Genomic DNA, 25,136 nt, shown 5'->3' with positions numbered 1-25,136 from the left:
ATGCCGCGCGTAGAATTCCCCAGACGGCGCTGTGGGCGCCTTGTGCGAAGTGGGTGTGCGCTTGATCGATCGTCTTCCTCCCTGGCTGCATGAGTGGCTCGACATCGTCGTGCCGGGCGGCCAGATCCTGCTGATCCTGCTCGCGGCCTGGCTGTTGCGTCTGCTCGGGCGGCGCCTGCTCGACCGCGTCGGACGCCGCTACACGCTGCCACCCGAAGCGGTGGTCGGCGCGCGTCGGGTCATGACCTTCCTGATCTACGCGGCCGCGCTGCTGCTGGCGCTCGAACGCATGGGTGTGTCGGGCACCGTGCTATGGACCGCATTCACGGGCTTTGCGGCGGTGGGCGCAGTGGCGTTCTTCGCAGCCTGGAGCGTGCTGTCGAACATCTTCTGCACGATGTTGATCCTGACCACGCGACCGTTCCGGCTCTACGATCATGTCGAGCTGCTGGAGAACGGCGAGAAGCCGGGCCTGCGCGGCCAGGTCGTGGACATCAATCTGGTCTACACGACCTTGCGCGAGACCGACGACGGCGACGGCGCGGGCACCGTGCTGCAGGTGCCTAATAGCCTGTTCTTCCAGCGTGCGCTGCGGCGCTGGCGCGGCGGTGCGCTGCCCGAGCCCAAGGGCGTGGGCGCCAAGCGGGGCGATCCGCTCGACGTGTGACCCGGTGCGCCAGACGCAAACCGCGGAAACCGGGGTCAGAGTGCAATTCCGCGAGATGAAATTGCACTCTGACCCCGGTTTCCGCCCCGCGTGCCGGGTGTCAGCCGACGACGGCCGAAACGACGATCTCGATGCGCCAGCCCGGGTCGGCCAGCCGGGCCTCGACGGTCGCGCGCGACGGCGCTTGGCCGGCGACCACCCAGCGGTCCCATTCGGCGTTCATGCCGGCAAAATCCGCGATGTCGGCCAGGTAGATCTGCGCCTGCAGGATGCGGGTCTTGTCGCTGCCGGCCTGCGCCAGCAGCGTGTCGATTGCGGCCAATACCTCGCGGGTCTGGACGCCGATATCGGCGCCGGCGGTCTCGGGCACCTGCCCCGCACAGTAGACGATGCCGTTGTGGATGCTGGCCTCGGACATGCGCGGGCCGGCGTCGATGCGCTGGATCATGGAGCGTTCCTGACGTGAAGGCCGCCCACGGTAGCGATCGCGGGCGGCTCGCCGCAAGCGCGGCGCATGAGGTATCGCGCTCAGCGCAACTGGCTGTCCTTGCTGCCGCGGCGGTTGTAGCCGGCTGAGGCACGGTCCTCGTCATGCTGCGCCTGGCATTCGACGCACAGCCGCACGCCGGGCACGGCAATGCGACGCGCTTCGGGGATCGGCGCGTCGCATTCCTCGCAATGACGCAGGCCAGGACCGCGGCGCAGCTGGCTGCGCGCGCGCTCGATCGCGTCCTTGACGGTCGCATCGATCTGGTCCTGCACCGCACCGTCGCCTGCCCATCCGGTCGCCATGGCCGACTCCTGCTGTTCGCAACGTCTGCCCAAGAGCCTAGCAGTGCGCCTGTGGCTGGGGGATGAGTGCCGGCGGCCGGCATAATGGCGCGATGTCCGATGCGCCCCGCTCCCCTGCCCCTTCCCGCCTGACGATCGTCGGCGGCGGTCCTGCAGGACTGTTCGCGGCAGAGGTCGCCCGCGCCGCCGGCGTGGAGGTCGACCTGTTCGATGCCAAGGGCTCGGTCGGGCGCAAGTTCCTGATTGCCGGCAAGGGCGGACTGAACCTGACCCATGCCGAGCCGCGGCCTGCATTCGATGCGCGCTACGGCGCGCGAGCAGACGCGGTCGGACGCTGGCTCGACACCTTCGATGCGCAGGCGCTACGGGATTGGGCGAAGGCACGCGGCGTGCCGACCTTCGTCGGCAGTTCGGGCCGGGTGTTCCCGGAGGACCTGAAAGCCGCGCCGTTGCTACGCGGCTGGGTGCGGCAACTGCGCGAAGACGGCGTGCGCTTCCATGTCCAGCATCGCTGGACCGGCTGGGATGCCGACGATCGCCTGGCTTTCGAGACACCGCAGGGGCCGCATACGCACGCGGCCGACGCCGTGCTGCTGGCGCTGGGCGGCGGTAGTTGGCCCGAACTCGGCTCCGATGGTGCCTGGCAGGCTCTGCTCGCCGCGCGCGGCATCGAGGTCGCGCCGCTGGTGCCGGCCAATTGCGGGTTCGATATCGGCTGGAGCGCCCACCTGGCGCAGCGCCATGCCGGTGCACCGCTCAAGCCGGTGATCCTGCACTGGCGCGCGGCCGACGGCACGCCGCAGGCGTTGCAGGGCGAGTGCGTGCTCACGACGACCGGCATCGAAGGCAGCGCCATCTACGCGATCTCGAGTGCGCTGCGCGACACGATCGCGCGCGACGGCCACGCCCGGCTCGAGATCGACCTCGCGCCGGGACGCGATGCAGCGCGTCTGCAGCGCGATCTCGAACGCCCGCGCGGGCGCCGCAGCGTCGGCGAGCACCTGCGCCGGGCGACCGGCCTGGATGCCGCCAAGACCGCGCTGCTGTTCGAGCGGCTCGATCGCGATGCGCTGGGCGATGCCGCGCGCGTGGCGGCGGCGATCAAGCGGCTGCCGCTGATCCTGCGCGCCCCGCGCCCGCTGGCCGAGGCCATCTCCAGCGCGGGTGGCGTCCGTTTCGAGGCGCTCGACGACGCGCTGATGCTGCGCGCGTTGCCGGGCACGTTCGTCGCCGGCGAGATGATCGACTGGGAAGCGCCGACCGGCGGCTATCTGCTGACCGCATGCTTTGCCAGCGGCCGGCGTGCCGCGCAGGGGGCGCTGGACTGGCTGCAGCGCACGCGCTGAGCGTCGCAAGCCCGGCTCAGCCGATGCCGGTTGCGCGTTCGGCGGCCGGACGCCCGTAGAGGAACCCCTGGCCGTACTGGCAGCCCAGCGCTGCGAGCAGATCGCGTTGCTGCGCGGTCTCGATGCCTTCGGCGATGGTGTCGATGCCCAGCGTCGCCGCCAGTGCCAGGATCGCGCGCACCAGCGCCAGGCTTTCGGCGTGCATCTCTCCCCCCAGCCCGAGCACGAAGCTCTGGTCGATCTTCAGCGCCTGGATCGGAAAGCGGTGCAGATACGACAACGCCGAGAAGCCGGTTCCGAAGTCGTCGAGCAGCGCCAGCACGCCATGACTGCGCAGCACATTCAGCATGCGCAGCGCACGCGGCGCATCGTCGAGCAGCGCGACCTCGGTAATCTCGATCCGCAGCCGGCGCGGGTCGGCGCCGGCCTCGTCGATCAGCCGCAGCAGCCGCTCGACGAAGTCCTCGGAGCGGAAGTGTCGCGGCGAGACGTTGATCGAGACATAGCCGGTGCCGGCGTCGGCCGCCATGCGCCGGAAGACCTGGCGATACATCAACCAGTCGACCTGCTCGATCAGCCCGCTGTCCTCACCGACCCCGATGAACTCGGCCGGCGACAGCAGGCCGTGCACCTCGTGCCGCCAGCGCAGCAAGGCCTCGTGTCCGACGACCGCGCCATCGGCCAGGCGCACGATCGGCTGGAAGTGCGGCTCGAACGCGTCCTGCAGAATCGCCCGGCGCAGGTCGGCCTCCAGATCCAGCAGGCGCATGGCCTCGGCCCGCATCGCCTCGTCGAAGCGCTCGCTGCGGTCGCGCCCGCAAGCCTTGGCCCGGTACATCGCCGCGTCCGCGTCGCGCAGCACGCCGTCACCGTCCACGTACTCGGGATGGGACATCGCGATGCCGATGCTCGCCGACGGGAACAACTCGCGTCCGGCCACCCACACCGGCTTGGCCAGAGCCGCCAGCAGCGCACTCGCCCTCCGATCGGCGATTCCCGGATCGTCGACACCGCCGAGCAGGATCGCAAACTCATCGCCGCCCAGCCGCGCGGCGATGTCGTCAGGCCCCAGCCAGGCGGTGATGCGCTGAGCGATCTCGACCAGCATCGCGTCGCCGGCCGCATGGCCGACGCTGTCGTTGACCAGCTTGAAGCGGTCCAGGTCGAGGAACAGCACCGCGAACGCAGCCCGCCCGCCCTCGCGCAGCGGCGACAGCGCGGCATCCAGGCGTTCGAGCAGCTGCACGCGGTTGGGTAAGCCCGTCAACGGATCGTGGCGCGCCTGATGGACCAGGCGTTGCTGGGCGCGGATGCGCTCGCCGATCTGCGCGCGCAACTCGCGGTTGGCGCGTTCCAGTTCGCGGGTGCGCGCCTCGACGCGGAACTCCAGTTCCGTGTGCGCGGCCTTGAGCTGTTCCTGCGCGCGCTTGCGGTCCATCGCGCTGTCGATGTGATGGGCGACAAAGGTCAGCAGCGCCTGGTCATTGGGCGAGAACGCGATCTGCGGATCGTAGCTCTGCACTGCAATCACCCCAACCGGCCGGCCATCGCGACCGAGCGGCACACCCAGCCAGCATTGCGCGTGGCTGCCGTGACTGCGCAGCGCCCCGGCCGCTTCCAGCCGCCGGATGTCCTCGTGCATGGCCAACAACGGCGCGCCGGTTGCGATCACATACTCGGTCAGGCCGTCGCCGCGCGGCCGCGCCCGGCGGACCGCATCGCGCTCGTCGATCGAGTACGGAAACTCCAGCCGGGTGCCGTCGGGGCTGAGCATGGCGATGTAGAAATTGCGCGCGTACAGCAGTTCGCCGACGATCGCGTGCAGGTCCGCGTAGAAACGCTCCAGGCTGCCGGGGGCTGCCGATAATTCGCTGATCCGATACAGCGCACGCTGCAAGGTGCCGGCGCGTTCGCGCTCGACGATCTGCGCCTGCAGGCCGCGGTTGGCGGTCTGCAGTTCCTGCGTGCGCGAGGCGACCCGCCGCTCGAGCTCGGCCTGGGCGCGCTTGCGATCGAGCGCAGTCAGAATGTGCTGGGCGACGAACTCCAGCAGCGCTCGGTCCTCATCGCGGTAGCGGTCGGGCTGGTCGTAACTCTGCACCACGAGCGCCCCACAGATGCGCCCGTCGCGGCGCAGCGGCACGCCGAGCCAATCGGCGCTGTCGGGGCCGTGCAGCGTGTCGCTGTCGGGGAGGCCGTACTGCGCGCGCAATGCGGCCGACGGGCCCAGCATCGGCTGCCCCTCGCGCAGCAGCACCGTGGTCAGGCTGTCGGGCATCTGCGCGATGGACAGCTCCTGCTGCGGATCGGCCTGCCAGGGATCGCGTTCGTCGACGAAGTACAGGAAGCGCAGCGTCTCGCGCAGATCGTCGTAGAGCACGATGTAGAAGTTCTCGGCCGTGGTCAGCCGGCCGACGACGGCATGGATGCGCGCCAGCACCTCGTCCATGTCCAGTGTGGAACTGGCCAGCTCGGCGATCTCATAAAGCGCCTGCTGCAGCCGTTCGGCCCGGCGCATCGATTCGAGCCGGCGCTCGGCGCGCGCCAACGCCAGCGCACCGGCCATACCGTGCAGGGCCGCGGGCAACCAGGCCGCGGCGGCGGCGGCGTCGCCCGCGGCGACCTGAATCGCGATCGCGAGTCGGCCGTCGTCCTGCACCATGGCGCGAGCGTAACGCCGCAGGCCCGCCGGCGCCGTCGTATCACCCTCGGTGCCGGCGCGCAGGGTCGCATCCGCCAGTGCAGCCAGGTCGTCGGGCGCATGGTCGGAGGTCAGCACACCGGCGCCGGACGCGTGCGATGCCCAGGTCACGGCCACCGCCGCACCCACGGGCGCCGTCGCGATGACGGCGCGGAGCGGCGCTTCGGCGTCGTCGGCGGCAACGGCCGCGTTCATGCGATGGCAGACAGGCACGGTGCTCGACGATTCTGATCCCGCGGCAGCATACCCAAAAGCGCGACCATTGCCGCGGACGCAACCCCATTGGCCGCCTCCACGCGTTGTCCAGGGCATGGCCGCCCTTGCCCGCCCCTGTCGCACGGCTCATACGGGCTTCACGCCCGGCGCCGCGCCACGTACTCTGCGATGCATGCACGATGTCGCCAGCCAGCAGGAGCCCCCCGGCGACGACGCCCTGATGCTGGCATGGACCGCGGGCGACGTCGCCGCGTTCGAAACCCTGTACCGGCGCCATCGCGACAAGCTCTACCGCTTCCTGGTGCGCCAGGTGCGCAACCCCGCGCTGGCCGAAGAAATCTTCCAGGATGTCTGGCAGCGGGTCATTGCGGCGCGCGAAGGCTGGCGACCCGATGCGCTGTTCGCCACCTGGCTCTATCGCATCGCCCACAATCGCCTGACCGACCACTGGCGCGCCGCGCAGCATCGCCCGCCGCCGCCTGAAGACGCCGAGCTGCGGACGGCGCGCATCGTCGACCCGGACGATCCGGAGCGGCAGTTGTCGCAGTTCGAGCAGCGGCGCGGCCTGCAGCTCGCACTCGATGCGCTGCCCGACGAGCAGCGCGAGGTCGTGCTGCTGCGGCTCGAACACGAGCTCACGCTCGAAGAGATCGGCCGGATCACCGGCGTCGGCCGCGAGACGGTGAAATCGCGGCTGCGCTATGCGATGGACAAACTGCGCGCGACCTTGACCCCATGAACAGCCCCGACCGCGAACCGCTGACGCCCGAGGAACAGTGGCTGGCCGACCGGCTGGTCTCGGGCCCGGCCGCGCCGTCTCCGGCGGTCGATGCCGCGATCCTGGCCGCAGCGCGCCACGCCGCGCAGGAGGCGACCGGACCTGCGCATGCTGTCGCCTCCACGGCGCCCGCACGCACGCCCTCGCGCCGACGCCGTCGCTGGCCGGTGGCGTTCGGTGCAGCCGCGTCGCTGGCGATGGCGGTCGGCGTTGCGTGGCAACTGCGGCCAGCGCCAGAAACACCGCATGCGCCCTGGGCCGAGCGGACGGACGACGCGCATGACGCCGTACCGGCGGCGGTACGCAGCGCCCCGGCCCCTGCCGTGGCGCGAGTGCCGGCCCCGTCACACGAGACAGCGGCGGCGATGCCCGCGCAGGACGCGCCGCAACAGCCAGCAGCCTCGGCCGCCGTCGAGGCGCCCGCCGTCGCTGCTCGCGAGGCGCAGACGCCGGTCGCCGGCCTGCCGCTGCCTGACGCGCGCCAGGCTGCCGGTTGGGGCCCGGCGCGCGGCGCCGAATCCGCCGCCACCGCCTACGGCAACCGCGTGACGACGCCAGAGCCATCGGCGCAGCGCGATGCGGCCGCCGAAGCCGACCGGGCATCGGCGACCCGGCCGATGGCTGCACGTGCCCAGCCCCAGGCGATGGCGATCATTGAGGACCTGCCGGACGACGCGCCGCCCGCGTCTGCCGACGCGCCGGAAGTGCGCGAGGCCTGGCTGGCACGCGTGCGCGAACTGCTCGATGCCGGCGACATCGACGCCGCCCGTGCCAGCCTGGCCGAGTTCCATCGTCGCCATCCGCAGGCCGAACTGCCGCCCGACCTGCGCGCATTGCTGGACTGAGATCGCGATGCCGCTCGACACTCTGGCCGCGACCGCCAGCCATGTCCTCGAGGTCAAGCACAGCCGCTTCGTTGCCCATGCCGCGCCGATCACCGGCGCCGACGATGCGGCGGCGTTCCTGCAGCAGGTGGCCGTGCCCGACGCCACCCACAACTGCTGGGCCTGGCGGCTGGGCGATCAGTATCGCTCCAGCGACGACGGCGAGCCGGCCGGCACCGCCGGACGCCCGATCCTGGCGGCGATCGACGGCCAGGGATTCGACCGGGTGGTCGTGGTCGTGGTGCGCTGGTTCGGCGGCATCAAGCTCGGCGCCGGCGGCCTGGTCCGCGCTTACGGCGGTTGCGCGGCCGAATGCCTGCGGACCGCGGCACGGATGCCGCTGATCGACACCTGCATCCTGCAGTTGCGAGCGCCCTTCGATACCCTGGGCGCGTTGCATGCCGCGCTGCCGGCCGCCGCCGCACACAAGCTCGACGAGCATTTCGATGCCGACGGCGCGCTGTTGCGCGTCGAATTGCCGCTCGACCGCGTCGCCGACTTGAAAACCCGGCTGCGCGATGCCACCCGAAACCGTATCCGCATCGACGACAATGCCTGATGGCCTTCCGATCCCGATCCACCGTGGCTGAGCCCGGCAAACCGAAGGTGCGCATCGGTGCACTGAAGACCTTGTGGCCGTTCGTCATGCGCCAGCGCGGCCTGTTCGTCGCCTGGCTGATCGCGCTGGCGGCCTCGTCGCTGGCGACGCTGAGCCTGCCGCTGGCGGTGCGACGCATGATCGACCACGGCTTCACCGGCGGCGATCAGATCGACACCGCGTTCGCGCTGCTGCTGGTCGTCGCAGTCGCGCTGGCATTGGCGACCGCGGCGCGGTTCTTCTTCGTCTCACTGCTGGGCGAGCGCGTCGTCGCCGACCTGCGCAACCGCTTCTACGGGCACCTGTTGGATCTGGACCAGGCGTTCTTCGAGCAGAACCGCAGTGGCGACCTGGTCTCGCGGCTGAGCGCGGACACCGAACTGCTGCGCTCGGTCGTCGGCACGACCATGTCGGTCGCACTGCGCAGCGTGGTGATGGTGCTGGGCAGCCTGACGATGCTGGTGGTCACCAGTCCCCGCCTGGCGGCCTACACGCTGGTGGGCATTCCGCTGTTCGTGCTGCCGCTGGTGCTGGGCGGGCGCAAGCTGGAGAAGGTCTCGCGGCAGAGCCAGGACCGCATCGCAGATGCGAACGCGCTGGCCAACGAAACGCTGGGCGCGATCCGCACCGTGCAGGCGCATGCACGCGAACCCTATGAGCGCGGTCGTTTCGGCGATGCCGTGCGCACCTCGGTCGCGACCGCGCGCCGGCGCATCGGCTTGCAGGCGATCATCACCGCGATCGCGATCACCCTGATTTTCGGTGCGGTCACCGTGGTGTTGTGGTCGGGCGCGCACGACGTGGTGGCCGGGCGGATGAGCGCCGGCACGCTGGGCCAGTTCGTGCTCTACGCGCTGTTCGGCGCCGGCTCGGTCGGTGCGCTGGCCGAGGTCTGGAACGACTTGCAGCGTGCTGCCGGTGGCATGGGCCGGATCTCCGAGCTGCTCGACGAATCGCCGTCGATCCGGGCACCGGCCACGCCCGCCGCGATCGTCCAGCCGGCGCGTGGCGCGCTGCGCTTCGACGGCGTCACCTTCCATTACCCGAGCCGGCCCGACACGGCGGCGCTCGACGGCTTCACGCTGCACGTCGCGCCGGGCGAGACGGTGGCGCTCGTGGGCCCGTCCGGCGCAGGCAAGAGCACGGTGCTGTCGCTGCTGTTGCGCTTCCACGACCCGGAGACCGGCGCGCTGTCGATCGATGGCGCGGACCTGCGCACGCTCGATCCCGCCGCGCTGCGCGAACTGATCGCGATGGTCCCCCAGCACCCGACGATCTTCGCCGCCAGTGCCCGCGACAACATCCGCTACGGCCGGCTCGACGCGACCGACGCCGAGGTCGAGGCGGCGGCGCGCGCGGCCGAGGCGCACGAGTTCATCGTCGACCTGCCGGAAGGCTATGACGCCCAGTTGGGCGAGCGCGGCGCGCGACTGTCGGGCGGTCAGCAACAGCGGATCGCGATTGCACGCGCGTTGCTGCGCGATGCGCCGATCCTGCTGCTCGACGAGGCGACCTCGGCACTCGATGCGCAAAGCGAACACGCGGTGCAGCACGCGCTCGCTCGCCTGATGCAGGGCCGCACCACGCTGGTCATCGCGCATCGGCTGGCGACCATCCTCAAGGCCGATCGCATCGTCGTGCTCGACCGCGGGCGGATCGTCGCCCAGGGCACGCATGCCGAACTGCTGGCCCAGGGTGGCCTCTACGCGGAGTTGGCCAAGCTGCAGTTCATCGACTGAGGCTGCGCGGCGACTGTGCCCGGCCCGCGGGGCCGCGCACTCGCGCTCCCCGCCGCGGCACCAACGCCGAGCGCCCGGACCGCGTGATCGACCGCCAGTTGCAGCATCGCCGGCGCGATGTAGGCCATGTGCACGTGCCGGATCGTCGCCAGGTAGAAGCGCCCGAACCGGTTGCGCGTACGCACACGGGTCGCCATCGCGCAGCGCAGGCCACCGCCGGGCAACGCCTCGACGCGAATGCAGCTGCGGAACGCAAGGTGCCGGTCGTCGGCACCGAGCACTACCTCCACGCAGTCGCCGTCGGCGGATGCGCGTTCGGCCAGTACCGGGAAACGCCCGGCGAAGTGGCCCGGCGCCTCGTCCGACAGCAGTGACGACGCCGGGCAGCCCAGCGGCGAGGTCCGCAGGCCGAACGGTCGCACGAGCACGTTGCGCAGCGCCATCAGACGCGTCACACCGGACGGCGGATTGGCGACGAATCCTTCGAGCAGCGCAGCCATCGCCGTCGCCGGCCGCGCGCCGGCGCACTCTGCCGCCTCCAGGCAGACCGCCACCGCGTCCTCGTGCCCGGCGCCCGGCAACTGCACCTGCAGCAGCGAACCGGGCGGCGGGACGATTCGGTCGACCTGGCGGCGGCCGACGTTCTCGGTCCGGAACCCACTGGCGCGCCTTGCCGGCAGCCGCCGACGCAGGCGGCCCGTCCACGCCCGGACCCCAGCGCACACACGCGCCGCCAGCGACATCGGCGGCATGTGCAGCGACAACGAGGTCGTCGCGATGCGCGCCGGCGCGCGCAACGCCGCGTCGAGCAGCGCCTGCACGGCCGGCGGCAGCAGTTCGGTCAGCGAGGGAATATCGGCGGCGTTGTCGAGCACGCGCCGGCGCACGTCGGCCGGCAGTTCGCCCGACAGCTCATCGGGATGGCAGGACAGCGCGAACAGCGCCGGGTGCGGCAGCGCCGGACTGCGCGAGACGAACTGGTGCCAGGTGCCGCCGCCGAAGCGCACGGTGAACAGGCAGTCCGGCGGAATGTCGACCAGATGCAACGCACGCACGAACGCGGCCGGATCGGCATCAAGCTGCGCCTGCGATGCGGTCGAGAACCGCAGTTGCGCACCGGCGCTGCCCGAGACCGCGGTGAACATGCGGTTGCCGGCGTGACGATGGAAGGGATGGCCGCCCGGGCCGACGCTGAAGGTGTAGAGCGAGGACGGATCGCCGCGCGCCAGATCCATCGCGCCGATCCGCGACGAGGGTTCGTCGTGCGCATCGACGAAGCCTGGATGCCCGCGCTGGCGCCGGGCGGCATCGGCGATCAGCGGATCGCCCTGGCCGGGTGCCAACTGCGCGATCAGCGTGACCTCGACCGGCAGGCCGCCGCTATGCGACGGCAGGCGGACGCCAGGAAACGTCTCGGAGACCTCGGTCGTATGCAGCATCGTCGGGTTCCTGTCGGGTAGATGCGTCAGTCCGCGGCCTTGCGGCGCTCGCGCTTGAGCGGACGCGCCACCGGACACAGCTCCGACGCCCAGGCGAAGACGGTGTTGGCCAGGCGCTCGGGCACGAGCCGGAAATGCACGAACTGGCCACGTTTCTCGCGGGCGATCAGCCCGGCCTGCTCAAGGATGCGCAGATGCCCCGACAGCGCGGGCTTGCTGAAGTCGAACCGCTCTGCGATCTCGCCGGCGGTCAGCTCGCCAGCGTGGAGGTAGGCAAGGATTTGTCGGCGCGGCGTCGAGGCCAGTGCTTCGAAGACACGGTCCATAGCGACTCAATCAGTTAACGAATTACTTAATTAATGAACCAATCGACGACCGTCGTCAACCCCGGCGTGTGCCCCAGGGTGGCCCCGCCCGCGAACACGCCCCATCCCGTCACGGCCGACGACGCCATGAGACGCGCGAGCACCCGCGCCGCGTCCCCACTTGACCTTGGCGACGCCCGTCCCGCGTCAGGCCGGCAGCACGCGCGCCAGCGGGGCGTCGAGATCGATCCCGCGCTCGAGCGTGCCGAGCGCCAGCGCATGAGCGCTGGCCAGCCGGCTGGCGCAGAACGTCGGGGCGACTGGACTGTTCGCGCGCAGCAACACCGCCCCCTGCAGAACCAGCGCGGTCGACTCGACCAGCCGCCGTGCCTGCGGCTCGGCGTCCTGCGGCGCACGCGCCGCGTCGGCGAGCAGGTCCGCAAGCCGGTCGGCGGCCGCGTCGAACCCCGCATCCATGCCCCGCGCGGCCTCGATCTGCACCTGCAGCGCCGCAGCCACGCCTGGTTCGCGCGTCAGCGCACGCAGCACGTCCAGGCATTGCAGGTTGCCGCTGCCCTCCCAGATCGAGTTCAGCGGTGCCTGCCGGTACAGGCGCGGCAGGATCGATTCCTCGATGTAGCCCGCACCACCGAGGCATTCCTGCGCCTCGTTGACGAACGCCGGCGCGCGTCGGCACAGCCAGTATTTGCCGATCGCCGTGGCCACCCGCGCGAAGGCCGCCTGCGCCGGATCGCGGTCTGCGGCATCGACCGCGCCGGCCACACGCAGCGCCAGGACGACCGCCGCCTCGGCTTCGATCGCGAGATCGGCGAGCACGTTGCGCATCAGCGGCTGCTGGACGAGCGCGCGGCCGAACGCGCGCCGGTGACGGGCATGGTGCAGCGCCTGGGCCAGCGCCATGCGCATCTGCGCAGCGGCGGCGAGCATGCAATCGAGCCGGGTCAGCATCACCATTTCCAGGATCGTCGCCACGCCGCGGCCCTCCTCGCCCACCCGCAGCGCCCAGGCACGATCGAACTCGATCTCGGCCGAGGCGTTGCTCCAATCGCCGAGCTTGTCCTTGAGCCGCATCAGCCGGAAATCGTTGCGCTTGCCGCCCGGCAGGCGTCTGGGCATGAGGAAACAGCTCGGCCCGGCGTCGGCCTGCGCCAGCACCAGAAAGCCGTCGGACATCGGCGCCGAGAAGAACCACTTGTGGCCGCGCAGGGTGTAGGCGCCCTCGTCGTTCGTCGGCGTCGCCCGCGTGGTGTTGCTGCGCACATCGCTGCCGCCCTGCTTCTCGGTCATGCCCATGCCCAGCGTGACGCCCGCCTTGTCCTCGATCGGCACATCGCGGGCGTCGTAGCGCATCGTCGCGACCTTGTCGGCCCAGGCGCGCAGGCGGGGCTCGCGGCGCAGCACCGGGACCGCGGCGTGGGTCATCGTCAGCGGGCAACTGGTGCCGGCATCGGCCTGGTGATGCAGATACGCCAGCGCCGCGCGTGCCACGTGCGCGCCGGGTACCGGTTGCGCCCACGACAGGCCGGCGACGCCATGACCGATCGCAGCCTCCATCAGCTGGTGGTACGCGGGGTGGAATTCGACGCGGTCGACGCGGTGGCCGAAGCGGTCGTGCGTGCGCAGCCGCGGGCGATCGCGGTTGGCGTCGAAGCCTGCGGCGTAGAGCGCATCGCCGGCGAGGACGCCATATCCCGCCAGTCGATCGGCAAAGGCGTCGCCACCTTCGCGGGCCACGGCCTCGCGCAGCGCGACATCGTCGTGCCAGAGGTCGCGCGGCGCGAACTCTGGTGGCTGGTTGTCGACCTCATGGGTGGCATCTGTGGCCATGGCGCGCGTCTCCATCCTCGGACCTGCGCCGATTCTGGCGCATGCCAGGCGTGCCGGTCAGGCCATCGACGACGCGACCCCAGCTCCGGCAATCGCGTCAACCGGGCGCTGCAATGCCTCGACGAAGTCCGGCGCCAGCGCAAGCGCGCCGAAGGCGCCGCGCTGGGTGCCGCTGAGCACACGCAGCATGTGCCCACGCCCGCCGGGCATGCGCCCCATCGGCAGGAACGCCACATCGCGCGCCCGCGCGATGAAATCGCGGTCGGACTGGAAGATCGGAGTCAGCCATCGGCTCCAGAACTGGTAGATCCCGACGTGCCGCGCGCGCAGTTGCTGGTAGGCCGGCAGTGCGTCGGCGGGGGCGTGCGAGCGCAGCGCGTCGCGCAGCGCCTCGGCGTCGAGCAGCGCCATGTTCACGCCCTGCCCCAACTGCGGGCTCATCGCATGCGCCGCGTCGCCGAGCAGCACCCAGCGACCCCGGTGCCAGCGTCGCAGTGCGACGTCGCGATAGCTGGCGCGCGCCAGTTGGGCATGCGTTGTGGTCGTATCGAGCAAGGCCGCCGCCTCGGGCCAGATCGCCGCGACCTCGTCGTGCCAACGGTCGAGCGCGCTCGCCTGCCAAGCGTCGAATCCGGCGATCGGCAGGCTCCAGAAGAAACTCAGCCGCGGTTCGGGATCGCCCGGCCTGCCGCCGACCGGCAGCAGGCCGACCATTCGGCGCGCGGCGACGTAGCGCTGGCGCAGTTCGGCGGCGAACGGCCAGTCGCGTGCGGCCAGCAGGCACCACAAGGCGCCCCACGGATAAACCCGGTCGTGACGCACGCCGCCGATCCGGGCACGTAGCCGGGAGGCCGCACCGTCGGCGACGACCACCAGGTCGAAGGGGCCATGGCGCTGGCCGGCCTCGTCGACCAGCCAACGGTCGTCGGTGGTGTCGGGGCCGGTCACGGTGACGCCGGCATGCAGGGATTTGCGGTCGTTCCAGGCGTGGTCGAGCAGTTCGAACAGCGCGCCACGCTGCATGCCCAGGCCATACAGGCGCGCATCGAGTCCGGCGTAGCGCATGTCCATGACCGCGCGGCCGCAGGGCGTTTCGCCGAACAGGCGATCCACGCGTGCGCCATGGCCGAGCACCTGCGGCAACAGGCCCATGCGCCAGAGCACCTGCAGGCCGCTGGGCTGCAGCAGGAAGCCGGCGCCCACCGGCCCGGGCGCCGGCGCGCGCTCATAGACCTCGACCCGGTGGCCATCGCGTGCGAGCAGCACAGCAGACGCCTGGCCGGCGGTGCCGTAGCCAACGATGGCGATGCGCAGTGGTCGGCGCGGGGATACGGAGATCACGGTCATGACACGACTGGGGCGATCGCGGCGCGACAGCATACGACCGATGGGCTCACAGACCACGCGCCCCGTGGGCTGCCTGACGTGAGCGCCCACACGAAGTGCTTGTCTTACAAACCCGGTGGGGCAGCTCGCTTCGGGATGCGCAGCGGCCTGCCGGCCGGAGACCGCTTTCCCCACAATCAAGGCGGCTTCGGGGTCCGGCCGCGAAGCACGCGTAGCGCCCGCATGGATGCGCGGCAGTGCCGTGCACACCCCCCCTAGAACCGGGGTCAGAGTGCAATTTCGCGAGGCGAAATTGCACTCTGACCCCGGTTTTGATTCTGTCGCGATCTTGCGGACCGCCAGTCCGCTGCTGCAGACATTGGCAGCCCGACTTCGGTTCGAGGCGATTGCGATCGCGGGCTATGGGTAAGCGAAGGTCGCTTGCGCGGCACTGCCGCGCGACTTCGCGAGCGCCCGGCATGCATTGCCGGGCCGAACCGAGCCGGGGAGCAGTCTCCGTCCGGCGCGACGCCGACCCCGAAGACGAGCCGCCTGATGGAGCAAGCAGACACAGGCTCCCATGACGTCGGGTTACGAACAAAAAAAGAGCCGCCCCGCGAACGGGACGGCCCTTGGGTCATGCCACCGCCTGCTTCAGTGCGCCTGCGGTGTCTCGTTGCGCGCCTGGTGCGCGGCGATCGCCTTGGGATCGGGCTCGTCCATCTTGTCGCCCAGCACGCGCCGGACGATCACGAAGAACACCGGGATCAGCAGCAGGCCCAGGAACGTCGCGAACAGCATGCCGCCGATCACGCCGGTGCCCAGTGCGTGACGTGCGTTGGAGCCGGCGCCAGTCGACAGCGCCATCGGCGTGACGCCCAGGATGAACGCGAACGAGGTCATCAGAATCGGCCGCAGGCGCAGCCGCGCGGCCTCGACCGTGGCGTCGCGCAGGGTCTTGCCCTCTGCCCGTTGCTGGACCGCGAACTCCACGATCAGGATTGCGTTCTTTGCCGCCAGACCGATCACGGTGATCATGCCGATCTGGAAGAACAGGTCGTTCGACAGCCCCGGACGCAGCATCGTGAACACCACCGCGCCGAGGATGCCCAGCGGCACCACCAACAGCACCGCCACCGGGATCGACCAGCTCTCGTAGAGCGCGGCCAGACACAGGAACACCACGACCACCGACAGCACCAGCAGCAACGTTTGCGTGTTGCCGGCGATGATCTCCTGGTAGGACATGCCCGCCCAGTCGAAGCCGAAGCCCGGCGGCAACTCGTCGTTGACGATGCCCTCCATCGCCGCCATCGCCTCGCCGGTACTGCGACCGGGCGCCTGGGCGCCGACGATGTTGACCGCCGAGTAGCCGTTGTAGCGGCTCAGCGACGGCGAGGCGGTGCCCCAGTCGGCCGAGACCACGTTGCTCAGCGGCACCATCGCCGGCTGTCCGTTGGCCGCCGTGCCCGGCGCCGGGGTGTAGAAGCGCTCGAACGACTCCGGCCCCGTACGGTACGGCGCGTCGGCGCGGATGTTCACCCGCTTGATGCGTCCTTCCGAGAAGTAGTCGTTGACGTACACCGGCGCGAGCATCAGCTGGATCGCGTTGTAGACGTCCTGTACCGACAGGCCCATCGCCTGCGCCTGGACGCGATCGACGTGCAGGCCCAACTGCGGCGCGGCCTCGAGCGTGTTCGGACGCACGCCGACCACGGTGTCGGACTTGCCCGCGGCGCTGGCCAGCAGCTTGTTGCGGGCTTCGGTCAGTGCCGCCTGGCCCTGGCCGGTGCGGTCCTGCAGATACATGTCGAAACCGCCGAACTGGCCCAGGCCCTGGATCGTCGGCAGGTTGACGACGAAGATCTGCGCTTCAGGCACTGCGCCGTAAAGCATGCCGTTGGCCTGGTTGACGAACTCGTCGATGCTGACATCGCGCTCGTCCCAGTGCTCGAGCTCGACGAACGCCATGCCGACGTTCTCACCCATGCCCACGAAGCTGAAGCCCGAGACCTGCAGGATGTTCTTGAAGCCGGGCACGCCGCCCGTCCGCTCGCCGGTCTCCGGGTTCTCCTGACCGCGGAAGGTCTGGTAGACGCGCTCCATCACCGCCTGCGTACGTTGCAGGCTGGCGCCGGGGGGCAACTGCACGATCACCATCGCGTAGCCCTGGTCCTCCTCGGGCACGAAGCTGCTCGGCAGCCGTGCGTACAGCAGGCCGCAGATCAGCGCCAGCAACACGAACAGCATCATCCAACGCGGCGAATGCTTGACGACGCTGGTGATGTGGCCGACGTAGGTGTCGTTGACACGGTCGTAGTACTTGTTGAAAACCCGGAACACCACGTTCTCGCGCTTGTTGCCGTGCGGCTCGTGCTGCTTGAGGAACGTCGCACACAGCGCCGGGGTGAAGCCCAGGGCGAGAAACGCCGAGAAACCCATCGACACCGCAATAGTGATCGCGAACTGCTTGTAGATCTCGCCCGAGGCGCCGCCCTGCAGCGCGCTGGGGATGAACACCGCGGCCAATACGACCGTGATCGCGACCACCGCGCCGGTGATCTGGCTCATCGCCTTGATCGTCGCCTCGCGCGGCGGCAGGTGCTCCTCGGCCATGATGCGCTCGACATTCTCGATCACCACGATCGCATCGTCGACCACGATGCCGATCGACAGCACCATCGCGAACAAGGTCAGCTGGTTGACCGTAAAGCCCAGCGCACTCAGGCCCAGGAACGTGCCCAGCAACGCGACCGGAATCACGAGCGTCGGGATGATCGTCGCGCGCAGGTTCTGTAGGAACAGCAGCATCACCAGGAACACCAGGATGACCGCCTCGATCAGCGTCTTGACCACTTCCTTGATCGAGATCGTCACGAACGTGGTGCTGTCGAACGGCTTGAACCATTCGACGCCGGGCGGGAACGTCGCCGACAGTTCGTCAAGCCGCGCGGTCACCGCCTCGGCCACGCCGAGCGCGTTCGCGCCGGGCTGGAGCATGATCGCGACCGCACCGGTCGGCTGGCCGTTGTACTTGGTATCGAAGCCGTAGCTCGACGGGCCGAAGTCGACCCGCGCCACATCGCCCAGGCGCACCACCGCGCCGTTGGCATCGGTGCGCAGGATGATGTCGCGGAACTGTTCGGGCGTACTGAAGCGGCCTTCGCCCGACACCGTCGCGCTGAAGCCCACGCCTTCGGGGGCGGGATCGGAGCCGATCGAGCCGGCCGCGAACTGCACGTTCTGCCCGCGGACCGCCGCCAGCACTTCGGTCGCCGACAGGCCGTAGCCCTGCAGCTTGTCGGGGTTGAGCCAGATGTTCATCGCATACTCGGCACCGAAGTGCTGGGTATTGCCGACGCCCGGCACACGCGCGAGTTGCTCGAGCACGCGGGCTGCGATCAGGTCGTTGATCGCATTGCGGTCCATCGACGGATCGCTCGAACGCAGACCCACGACCATCAGAAAGCCGGTGTTCTCCTTGGCGACGACCACGCCCTGCTGGACCACCTCGCTGGGCAGTCTCGGCGTGGCCAGGGCGACCTTGTTCTGGACCTGGACCTGGGCGATGTCGCTGTCGGTGCCGGTCTCAAACGTCAGCGTGACGCTGGCCCGGCCATTGGCGCTGGACGTGGAACTGAAGTACAGCAGGTTGTCGATACCGGTGAGCTGCTGCTCGATGACCTGGGTCACCGCCTGCTCGGTCGTCTGCGCGTCCGCGCCGGGATAGGTCGCCGAGATGGTCACCTGGGGCGGTGCCACCGATGGATACGACTCGACGCCCATGTTCAGCAGCGCGATCAGGCCGCTGAGCGAGATCAGGATCGAGACGACCCAGGCGAAGACCGGGTGGTTGATGAAAAACTTGGGCATGGGATCAGTCCTGGTCGGCGGCGTCCGCGGCCGGCGCATCGGCGGCCGGCGGCGCTGCAGGCGCCGGGGCCTGCGCGCCCGCCGGCGGCGTGGCGGCGTTGTCCGGCTTGGCCGCAGCGGCCTCGGCCGGCTTCGGGCTCACCGGCGCACCGACCTGGGCGCGCTGCAGGCCCACGGTGATCACCCGGTCGCCCGCCGACAGGCCGGCATCGACGATCCAGTTGCCGCCATCGGCGCGCACCACATTGATGTCCTTGCGTACGACCTTGTCGTCGGGGCCGGCGACCAGCACGAAGGCGCTGGTCGCGTCGCGCTGCACCGCGGCCTGCGGCACCACATAGATGCCATCCTGGCGGCCCATGTCGGCGACCAGGGTCACATAGGTGCCCGGCAGCAGCCGGCGATCGGGATTGGGCACGGTCGCACGCAGCGCGATCGCGCCGGTGGCCGGATCGACGACATCGGCCGAGAAATCCAGGGTGCCGGTGTGCTCGTAGATCGTGCCGTCCTGCAGACGGACCTGCACCGAGGCCTGGTCGTTGCGATCGACCTGCTTGGCGCGCAGCGCCTGCATGTCCGACACGCTCATCGAGAAGTTCACATACAGCGGGTCGATCTGGTCGACCGTGGTCAGCAGCGTCACATCGCCCTGCCCGACCAGTGCGCCTTCGGTGACCTGCTGCTTGCCGGCGCGGCCGGAGATCGGCGCGCGCACGGTGGCGTAACCGAGATTGATCTGCGCGCTGCGCACCGAAGCCCGAGCCGCTTCCAGCGAGGCCTGCGCGCTGCGCTCGGTCGCCAGGGCGTTGTCGAGGTCGGACTTGGAGATGAAGTCCGTGGGCGCGAGCTGGCGGGCGCGGTCGGCAGCGGTCTTGGCATTGGTGTACTGCGCCTGCGCCTGAGCTTCGGCCGCCTGCGCATTGCCGAGCGCGGCCTGCAACTGCGCCGGATCGATCACGAACAGCACGTCGCCTTCCTTCACGTCGCTGCCTTCGGTGTAGACGCGGCGCTCGAGCACGCCGGGCACCCGGGCGCGGACGTCGGCGCTGCGGAACGGCGCGAGTCGGCCGACCAGGTCCTGGCGCAGCGGCTGCGCACCGGGCTGGACGGTCAGCACTTCGACCTCGGGGGGCGGCGGAGCGGCCTGCTCCTGTTGATTGCCACAGGCGGAGAGCGCCGCGGCGAGCACGGCAATAGACAGGATTCGGCGCATGGGAAGCCCTGGGGGAGGAGTCGAACGGGATTTACTATACCGGCCAGTATAGCTAATTCCATGTCCCGTTCGCACCGTGCAGGAAGTCATTCACCGGACGATGACCTTCGGTACGCGTGAACCTTGCTCACGGAATGAACCTGATTCACAATGCGCCGCCACCGCGATTCAGATCCCGATGTCCGTTCCCAGCCCCACCATCGCCCGACGTCAGCGCGAGATCGCCGAGCGCGAGGTCGCGCTGCTCGATGTCGCCCAGGCACAGATCCAGCGCGACGGGCTGATGTCGTTGCAGATGGCGCGCGTGGCCGAGGAATGCGGCTATGCGATCGGCACGCTGTACCGGCACTTCGCCAGCAAGGAAGACCTGCTGGTGGCGCTGGCCACACGCAACTGCATGAGCCGGGTGGAACTGTTCGAGCGCGCGGCACAGTGGTCCGGCCCCACCCGGGAGCGGATGCTGGCCGTGGTGCTGGCCGACCTTCTGATCATGCGCGAGCAGCCCGAGCATTTCCGCCTGGCGCAGTTCGTCTGGACCGACATGGTGTGGGGCGCGGCCTCGGCCGAAAGTCGACGTCGGGCACTGGAGGCCTTCGCGCCCCTGAGCGATCTGATCGACGGCATCGCCGCCGAGGCCCGCGCGAACGGTGAACTGCCGGCCTCCACGCTGCCGATCCCGGCGCTGACGATGGGGCCGTGGATGATGTCGGTCGGCCTGCAGGCGCTGGTCCAGCAGCGCGACCTGGTGGACCCGGCCGTGATCGGCCATCCCTACCGGCTGCTGATCCGGCACCTGCAGTACCTGTTCAACGGCTACGGCTGGCAGCCGCTGGTCGACGCCGGTGACGACGCTGCGCTCGACGCGCTGATCGACCGGGTCAGCCGCGAGGTCTTCGATACCGACTGGTCCAGCATCGCCCCCGCATTGCCCTGCCCTCCTTCCTACGCCTGACGGAACGCCCCATGTCCAGGACCGAGCCCCGACGCGCCCCGCGTCCCCGCCTCCGCATGTTCGTCGTGCTGCTGATCACCTTGCTGGTGTTCGGTGGCGTCTTCCTCGCCAAGTTCCTGTCGGGACGCGCGGTCAACGCGTTCTTCGACGACATGCCGCAGCCGCCGGTCGCGATCACCACGTTCGATGCCGCCGAGCAGGAATGGACGACGCCGCTCGAAGCGGTCGGCACCCTGGTCGCGGTCAACGGCACCGATGTCACCACCGAGGCCGGCGGCGTGGTCCGCCGGCTGTCGTTCGAACCCGGCCAGCCGGTCAAGGCCGGTACGGTGCTGGTCGAGCTCAACACCGACAACGAGCTGGCGGTGCTGCGCTCGAGCGAGGCGGCCGCCAAGCTGGCGGCGGTGCAGCGCGACCGCTGGCGCCAGCTCGGCAGCGATCAACTGGTCTCGCAGGCGGAAGTCGAGCAGCGCAGCACCGAGGCGGCGACTGCGCAGGCCCAGGTCGACGCGCAGCGGGCGCTGATCGCGCAGAAGACCATCCGCGCGCCGTTCGACGGCGTACTGGGCATCCGCAAGGTCAACCTGGGCCAATACCTCGCGCCGGGGGCGGCGATCGTCAGCCTGCAGCAGCTCGATCCGATCTTCCTGAACTTCGCCCTGCCCGAGCAGCAGCTCACGCGCATCCAGGAAGGCGCGACCATCGAGGCGCGGGTCGATGCGCTGCCGGACATGCGCTTTACCGGCACGATCACTGCGATCGAACCGGCGGTCGACCCGAACACGCGCAACTTCCAGGTGCAGGCGACCCTGGCCAATCCGGACGGCCAACTGCGCCCGGGCGCATTCGCGCGCGTCGGCCTGGCAGTCGGCGGTGCACAGAAGGTGGTCGTGATCCCGCAGACGGCGGTCAGCTTCAACCCCTACGGCAACGCGGTCTACGTAGTCTCGGAGCAGCGCGGCGACGCGAAGGCGGACGCGCCCAAGGACGGCGAACAGGGACCAACGCTGACGGTGCGCCAGCGCTTCGTGACCACTGGCCCCACGCGCGGCGACATGATCGCAGTGACCGAGGGCCTGAAGCCCGGTGAGCGCGTGGCCACCAGCGGCCTGCTGAAGCTGCGCAACGATGCCGTGGTGACGATCAACAACCGCGTCCAGCCGTCCGCCGACGAAGCGCCGACCCCCGAGAACCGCTGACGCCGCGCGGGCTCCGGCCCGCCCCGCTCCCTGGCCCGCGCCGCGATGCGCGGGGGAGACCGAGATGACATTCACCGACATCTTCATCCGCAAACCGGTGCTGGCGATGGTCGTCAGCCTGTTCATCCTGCTGTTCGGCCTGCGCGCGTTCTCCGAACTCAACGTGCGTCAGTATCCGGAGCTGCAGAACGCGGTCGTCAACATCAGCACGACCTACTTCGGTGCCGACGCCGACCTGATCCAGGGCTTCATCACCACGCCGCTCGAGCGCGAGGTCGCCAGCGCCGAAGGTATCGACTACCTCACCTCGACCAGTTCGGCCGGCGTGAGCGTGATCCAGGCCTACATCCGCCTGGACTACGACCCCAACGAAGCGCTCACCCAGATCGCGGCCAAGGTCAACAAGCTGCGCAGCGAGCTGCCGGCCGAGTCCGAGGACCCGGTCATCGACCTGCAGCAGGGCCAGCAGGTCGCGGCGATGTATGTCTCGTTCGCCAGCGCCACGCTCAACGACAACCAGATCACCGACTACCTCACGCGTGCAGTCGAGCCGAAGATCGCGACGATCCCGGGCGTGCAGCGCGCCGAGATCATGGGCCCGGGCGCATTCGCGATGCGTGTGTGGCTCAAGCCCGACCGCATGACCGCGCTGGGCGTCACTGCCAGCGATGTGCACGCCGCGCTGCAGGCCAACAACGTGCTCTCGGCGCTGGGCTCGACCAAGGGTCAGATGGTGGCGGTCGATCTTACCGCGCGCACCGATCTGCGCACGCCCGAGGAGTTCCGGGCGCTGGTGGTGCGCGAGGCCGACGGCGCGATCGTGCGCCTGGGCGACATCGCCGATGTCGCGCTGGGGTCGGAGAACTACGGCTCGTCGGTGCGCATCAACGGCGCCTCGGCGACGTTCATGGGCATCTATGTCTCCCCCGATGCCAATGCACTGGATGTGATCGCCGACGTGCGCCGGGCGTGGGACAACGAGATCGTGCCGCAATTGCCCGAAGGCATCGAGGCGTCGATCCCCTACGACAGCACCGAGTCGATCCAGGACGGCATCAACGAGGTCATCCGTACGATCATCGAGGCGGTGATCATCGTGATCGTGGTCATCTACCTGTTCCTGGGCTCGCTGCGCAGCGTGCTGATCCCGGCGATCACCGTGCCGCTGTCGCTGGTCGGCGCACTGTTTCTGATGCTGCTGATGGGCTTCACGATCAACCTGCTGACACTGCTGGCGATGGTGCTGGCGATCGGCATCGTGGTCGACGATGCGATCATCGTGCTGGAGAACATCCACCGCCATATCGAGGAAGGCATGACGCCGTTCGATGCCTCGATCCGAGGCGCGCGCGAGCTGGCGTGGCCGGTCGTGGCCATGACCACGACGCTGGTGGCGGTGTATCTGCCGATCGGCTTCCAGGGCGGGCTGACCGGCGTGCTGTTCACCGAGTTCGCGTTCACGCTGGCCGGCTCGGTGCTGCTGTCGGGCGTGATCGCGCTGACGCTCACGCCGATGATGTGCGCCAAGATCCTCAAGCCGCACGGCGAGTCCAGCAAGAGCCGGCTGGAGCAATGGCTCGATCAGCGCTTCGACAAGCTCCAGCACGGTTACCAGCGCCGCCTGCACGGCGCGCTGGAGACCCGCGGGGTGATCCTGGCCTTTGGCGCGGTGGTGCTGGTGTCGTGCGCATTTCTGTACATCGGCGCGCCCAAGGAGCCGGCGCCGATGGAGGACGAAGGCTTCGTGTTCGCGATCGGCAGCGCGGATGCGGCGAGCACGCTGGACTACGTCGAGCGCTACACCGAAGAAATGTCCGACGTGGTGAAGCAGATCCCGGAGATCAACGACTTCTTCCTGTTCAACGGCGGCATGGGCGGCATGGGCGGCAGCAACAGCGCGATGGGCGGCTTCGTGCTCAAGCCCTGGAGCCAGCGCGACCGCTCCACCAACCAGGTGCTGCAGCAGGACCTGCAGCCCAAGCTCGCCGAAATCACCGGCCTGAACATCTTCGCGCTGGTGCCACCGTCGCTGCCGTCTGCCGGCGGCGACGGTGGCGGCGAGTTCCTGATCGGCGGCATCGGCTCGCTGACGCAGTTGTCGGAGATCGCCGACGAAGTCGTCGCGCGCGCCCAGGAAAGCCGGCGTTTCATCTTCCTGGACAAGGACCTGAAGATCGACAAGCCGCGCGTGGAAGTGCAGATCGACCGTGACAAGGCGGCGCTGTTGGGCATCGACATGCGCACGCTGGCGGCCGACATGAGCGCATTGCTCGCCGGCGGCTACGTCAACCGCTTCGCGATGCAGAACCGCTCCTACCGCGTGATTCCACAGGTGCAGCGCGCCGACCGGCTCAACGCCGAACAGCTCGGCAACTACTACACCCGCACCCGCAGCGGCGAACTGATCCCGCTCTCGACGGTGGTCTCGTTCAAGGAGAGCGCGCAGCCGCAGTCACTCAAGCGCTTCCAGCAGCTCAATGCGGTGGGCATCACCTTCGCGCCGCGTCCGGGCGTGACCAAGGGCGAGGCATTGCGGGTGCTCGACGAAATCGCCGCCGACGTGCTGCCGCAGGGCTACAGCGTCGACTACGCCGGCGAGTCGCGACAGTTCAAGCAGGAAGGCACGACGATGCTGATCACGCTGGCGTTCGCGCTGGTGATCATCTTCCTGGTGCTAGCCGCGCAGTTCGAGAGCTTCCGCGACGCGCTGATCATGCTGATCACCGTGCCGATGGCGATCAGCGGCGCGCTGCTGGTGCTCAACGCGCTGGGCCTGGTGTCGGGCATTCTGCAATTTGCCGGCATCGAGGCCTTCCCCGGCATGTCGATCAACATCTACACGCAGGTGGGCCTGGTCACCCTGGTGGGCGTGATCTCCAAGCACGGCATCCTGATCGTGGAGTTCGCCAACAAGCTGCAGATCAACGAGGGCCTGAGCAAGGCCGAGGCGATCGAGCAGGCCGCCGCGATCCGCTTGCGGCCGGTGCTGATGACGACCGCCGCGCTGGTGTTCGCGATGGTGCCGTTGCTGATCGCCAGCGGTCCGGGCGCGGCGGCGCGCTTCTCGATGGGCCTGGTGATCGCCGCCGGCATGTCGATCGGCACCGCGTTCACACTGTTCGTGCTGCCGGCGTTCTACCTACTGCTGGCGCGCGACCATAGCCACGACCCGGGCACAGTGGCCACCACGGACGCCGACGGGCACGACGGGAACCCAGCGACGCCGGTGCCCCAGGGGCACTGAGCACGTCGGGCATCCG

Annotated in this window: 18 protein-coding genes; 9 read left to right on the top strand and 9 right to left on the bottom strand. The window is 69.6% G+C overall.

What is annotated here, in order from left to right:
- Positions 1-49: 49 nt before the first annotated feature.
- A complete protein-coding gene (locus WAF18_RS14880; RefSeq protein WP_337245845.1) occupies positions 50-667 on the top strand; it encodes a mechanosensitive ion channel domain-containing protein in 618 nt (205 codons plus the stop codon).
- A 100-nt stretch (positions 668-767) separates the two neighbouring features.
- Here the strand turns inward: WAF18_RS14880 and WAF18_RS14875 are convergent, their stop codons facing one another.
- A complete protein-coding gene (locus WAF18_RS14875; RefSeq protein WP_183426299.1) occupies positions 768-1,115 on the bottom strand; it encodes a RidA family protein in 348 nt (115 codons plus the stop codon).
- 80 nt (positions 1,116-1,195) lie between these two features.
- A complete protein-coding gene (locus WAF18_RS14870) occupies positions 1,196-1,459 on the bottom strand; it encodes a DksA/TraR family C4-type zinc finger protein (protein ID WP_337245798.1) in 264 nt (87 codons plus the stop codon).
- Positions 1,460-1,551: 92 nt separating this feature from the next.
- Between WAF18_RS14870 and WAF18_RS14865 the strand changes: the two genes are divergently transcribed.
- Complete coding sequence (locus tag WAF18_RS14865) at positions 1,552-2,805, top strand: TIGR03862 family flavoprotein (RefSeq protein ID WP_337245797.1); 1,254 nt, start codon at positions 1,552-1,554, stop codon at positions 2,803-2,805.
- Positions 2,806-2,821: 16 nt separating this feature from the next.
- Here the strand turns inward: WAF18_RS14865 and WAF18_RS14860 are convergent, their stop codons facing one another.
- Positions 2,822-5,701 (bottom strand): EAL domain-containing protein, encoded by a 2,880-nt coding sequence (locus tag WAF18_RS14860; RefSeq protein WP_337245796.1) that lies wholly within the window; start codon positions 5,699-5,701, stop codon positions 2,822-2,824.
- Between the two features lie 193 nt (positions 5,702-5,894).
- Between WAF18_RS14860 and WAF18_RS14855 the strand changes: the two genes are divergently transcribed.
- The 4 genes from WAF18_RS14855 to WAF18_RS14840 are packed head-to-tail and all read left to right on the top strand — an operon-like array spanning position 5,895 to position 9,721.
- Positions 5,895-6,461, top strand: a complete 567-nt coding sequence (locus WAF18_RS14855) for an RNA polymerase sigma factor (RefSeq protein ID WP_337245795.1) — start codon at positions 5,895-5,897, stop codon at positions 6,459-6,461.
- A complete protein-coding gene (locus tag WAF18_RS14850) occupies positions 6,458-7,345 on the top strand; it encodes a hypothetical protein (protein WP_337245794.1) in 888 nt (295 codons plus the stop codon). The genes WAF18_RS14855 and WAF18_RS14850 overlap by 4 nt, the downstream gene beginning before the upstream one ends.
- Positions 7,346-7,352: 7 nt before the next feature.
- Complete coding sequence (locus WAF18_RS14845) at positions 7,353-7,943, top strand: YigZ family protein (protein WP_337245793.1); 591 nt, start codon at positions 7,353-7,355, stop codon at positions 7,941-7,943.
- Positions 7,944-7,966: 23 nt separating this feature from the next.
- Complete coding sequence (locus WAF18_RS14840) at positions 7,967-9,721, top strand: ABC transporter transmembrane domain-containing protein (protein ID WP_337245792.1); 1,755 nt, start codon at positions 7,967-7,969, stop codon at positions 9,719-9,721.
- On the opposite strand, the gene WAF18_RS14835 is transcribed toward WAF18_RS14840, so the two are convergent.
- The 6 genes from WAF18_RS14835 to WAF18_RS14810 all read right to left on the bottom strand — a co-directional run bounded on the left by WAF18_RS14835 (position 9,685) and on the right by WAF18_RS14810 (position 19,725).
- Positions 9,685-11,160, bottom strand: coding sequence for a DUF2867 domain-containing protein (locus tag WAF18_RS14835; RefSeq protein ID WP_337245791.1), 1,476 nt, complete (start codon positions 11,158-11,160; stop codon positions 9,685-9,687). The two genes, WAF18_RS14840 and WAF18_RS14835, sit on opposite strands and share 37 nt — an antisense overlap.
- 26 nt (positions 11,161-11,186) lie before the next feature.
- Positions 11,187-11,486: a metalloregulator ArsR/SmtB family transcription factor gene (locus WAF18_RS14830; protein WP_337245790.1), complete on the bottom strand. Its 300-nt coding sequence runs from the start codon at positions 11,484-11,486 to the stop codon at positions 11,187-11,189.
- Between the two features lie 186 nt (positions 11,487-11,672).
- Positions 11,673-13,313 (bottom strand): acyl-CoA dehydrogenase family protein, encoded by a 1,641-nt coding sequence (locus WAF18_RS14825; RefSeq protein ID WP_337245789.1) that lies wholly within the window; start codon positions 13,311-13,313, stop codon positions 11,673-11,675.
- A gap of 57 nt (positions 13,314-13,370) precedes the next feature.
- Positions 13,371-14,660 (bottom strand): NAD(P)/FAD-dependent oxidoreductase, encoded by a 1,290-nt coding sequence (locus tag WAF18_RS14820; RefSeq protein WP_337245788.1) that lies wholly within the window; start codon positions 14,658-14,660, stop codon positions 13,371-13,373.
- Between the two features lie 633 nt (positions 14,661-15,293).
- Complete coding sequence (locus WAF18_RS14815) at positions 15,294-18,512, bottom strand: multidrug efflux RND transporter permease subunit (protein ID WP_337245787.1); 3,219 nt, start codon at positions 18,510-18,512, stop codon at positions 15,294-15,296.
- A gap of 4 nt (positions 18,513-18,516) precedes the next feature.
- A complete protein-coding gene (locus WAF18_RS14810) occupies positions 18,517-19,725 on the bottom strand; it encodes an efflux RND transporter periplasmic adaptor subunit (protein WP_337245786.1) in 1,209 nt (402 codons plus the stop codon).
- 178 nt (positions 19,726-19,903) lie between these two features.
- Between WAF18_RS14810 and WAF18_RS14805 the strand changes: the two genes are divergently transcribed.
- The 3 genes from WAF18_RS14805 to WAF18_RS14795 all read left to right on the top strand — a co-directional run bounded on the left by WAF18_RS14805 (position 19,904) and on the right by WAF18_RS14795 (position 25,120).
- Positions 19,904-20,677: a helix-turn-helix domain-containing protein gene (locus WAF18_RS14805; protein ID WP_337245785.1), complete on the top strand. Its 774-nt coding sequence runs from the start codon at positions 19,904-19,906 to the stop codon at positions 20,675-20,677.
- 11 nt (positions 20,678-20,688) lie between these two features.
- A complete protein-coding gene (locus WAF18_RS14800; protein WP_337245784.1) occupies positions 20,689-21,876 on the top strand; it encodes an efflux RND transporter periplasmic adaptor subunit in 1,188 nt (395 codons plus the stop codon).
- A 64-nt stretch (positions 21,877-21,940) separates the two neighbouring features.
- The gene (locus tag WAF18_RS14795) at positions 21,941-25,120 is read left to right on the top strand and encodes an efflux RND transporter permease subunit (protein ID WP_337245783.1); all 3,180 of its coding nucleotides are present in this window, start codon (positions 21,941-21,943) and stop codon (positions 25,118-25,120) included.
- Positions 25,121-25,136 lie beyond the last annotated feature (16 nt).

This window comes from Luteimonas sp. gir (assembly GCF_037198055.1).
GTDB lineage: Bacteria > Pseudomonadota > Gammaproteobacteria > Xanthomonadales > Xanthomonadaceae > Luteimonas > Luteimonas citri_A.
The sequence above is the reverse complement of the archived record's forward strand: the minus strand, read 5'-3'. Positions and strand labels throughout refer to the sequence as shown.

Coding starts and splice junctions, on each gene's coding strand:
- WAF18_RS14855 (WP_337245795.1), top strand. CDS start 5,895: ATGCACGATGTCGCCAGCCAGCAGGAGCCCCCCGGCGACGACGCCCTG.
- WAF18_RS14850 (WP_337245794.1), top strand. CDS start 6,458: ATGAACAGCCCCGACCGCGAACCGCTGACGCCCGAGGAACAGTGGCTG.
- WAF18_RS14835 (WP_337245791.1), bottom strand. CDS start 11,160: ATGCTGCATACGACCGAGGTCTCCGAGACGTTTCCTGGCGTCCGCCTG.
- WAF18_RS14845 (WP_337245793.1), top strand. CDS start 7,353: ATGCCGCTCGACACTCTGGCCGCGACCGCCAGCCATGTCCTCGAGGTC.
- WAF18_RS14795 (WP_337245783.1), top strand. CDS start 21,941: ATGACATTCACCGACATCTTCATCCGCAAACCGGTGCTGGCGATGGTC.
- WAF18_RS14820 (WP_337245788.1), bottom strand. CDS start 14,660: ATGACCGTGATCTCCGTATCCCCGCGCCGACCACTGCGCATCGCCATC.
- WAF18_RS14805 (WP_337245785.1), top strand. CDS start 19,904: ATGTCCGTTCCCAGCCCCACCATCGCCCGACGTCAGCGCGAGATCGCC.
- WAF18_RS14825 (WP_337245789.1), bottom strand. CDS start 13,313: ATGGCCACAGATGCCACCCATGAGGTCGACAACCAGCCACCAGAGTTC.
- WAF18_RS14815 (WP_337245787.1), bottom strand. CDS start 18,512: ATGCCCAAGTTTTTCATCAACCACCCGGTCTTCGCCTGGGTCGTCTCG.
- WAF18_RS14870 (WP_337245798.1), bottom strand. CDS start 1,459: ATGGCGACCGGATGGGCAGGCGACGGTGCGGTGCAGGACCAGATCGAT.
- WAF18_RS14875 (WP_183426299.1), bottom strand. CDS start 1,115: ATGATCCAGCGCATCGACGCCGGCCCGCGCATGTCCGAGGCCAGCATC.
- WAF18_RS14830 (WP_337245790.1), bottom strand. CDS start 11,486: ATGGACCGTGTCTTCGAAGCACTGGCCTCGACGCCGCGCCGACAAATC.
- WAF18_RS14810 (WP_337245786.1), bottom strand. CDS start 19,725: ATGCGCCGAATCCTGTCTATTGCCGTGCTCGCCGCGGCGCTCTCCGCC.
- WAF18_RS14800 (WP_337245784.1), top strand. CDS start 20,689: ATGTCCAGGACCGAGCCCCGACGCGCCCCGCGTCCCCGCCTCCGCATG.
- WAF18_RS14860 (WP_337245796.1), bottom strand. CDS start 5,701: ATGAACGCGGCCGTTGCCGCCGACGACGCCGAAGCGCCGCTCCGCGCC.
- WAF18_RS14865 (WP_337245797.1), top strand. CDS start 1,552: ATGTCCGATGCGCCCCGCTCCCCTGCCCCTTCCCGCCTGACGATCGTC.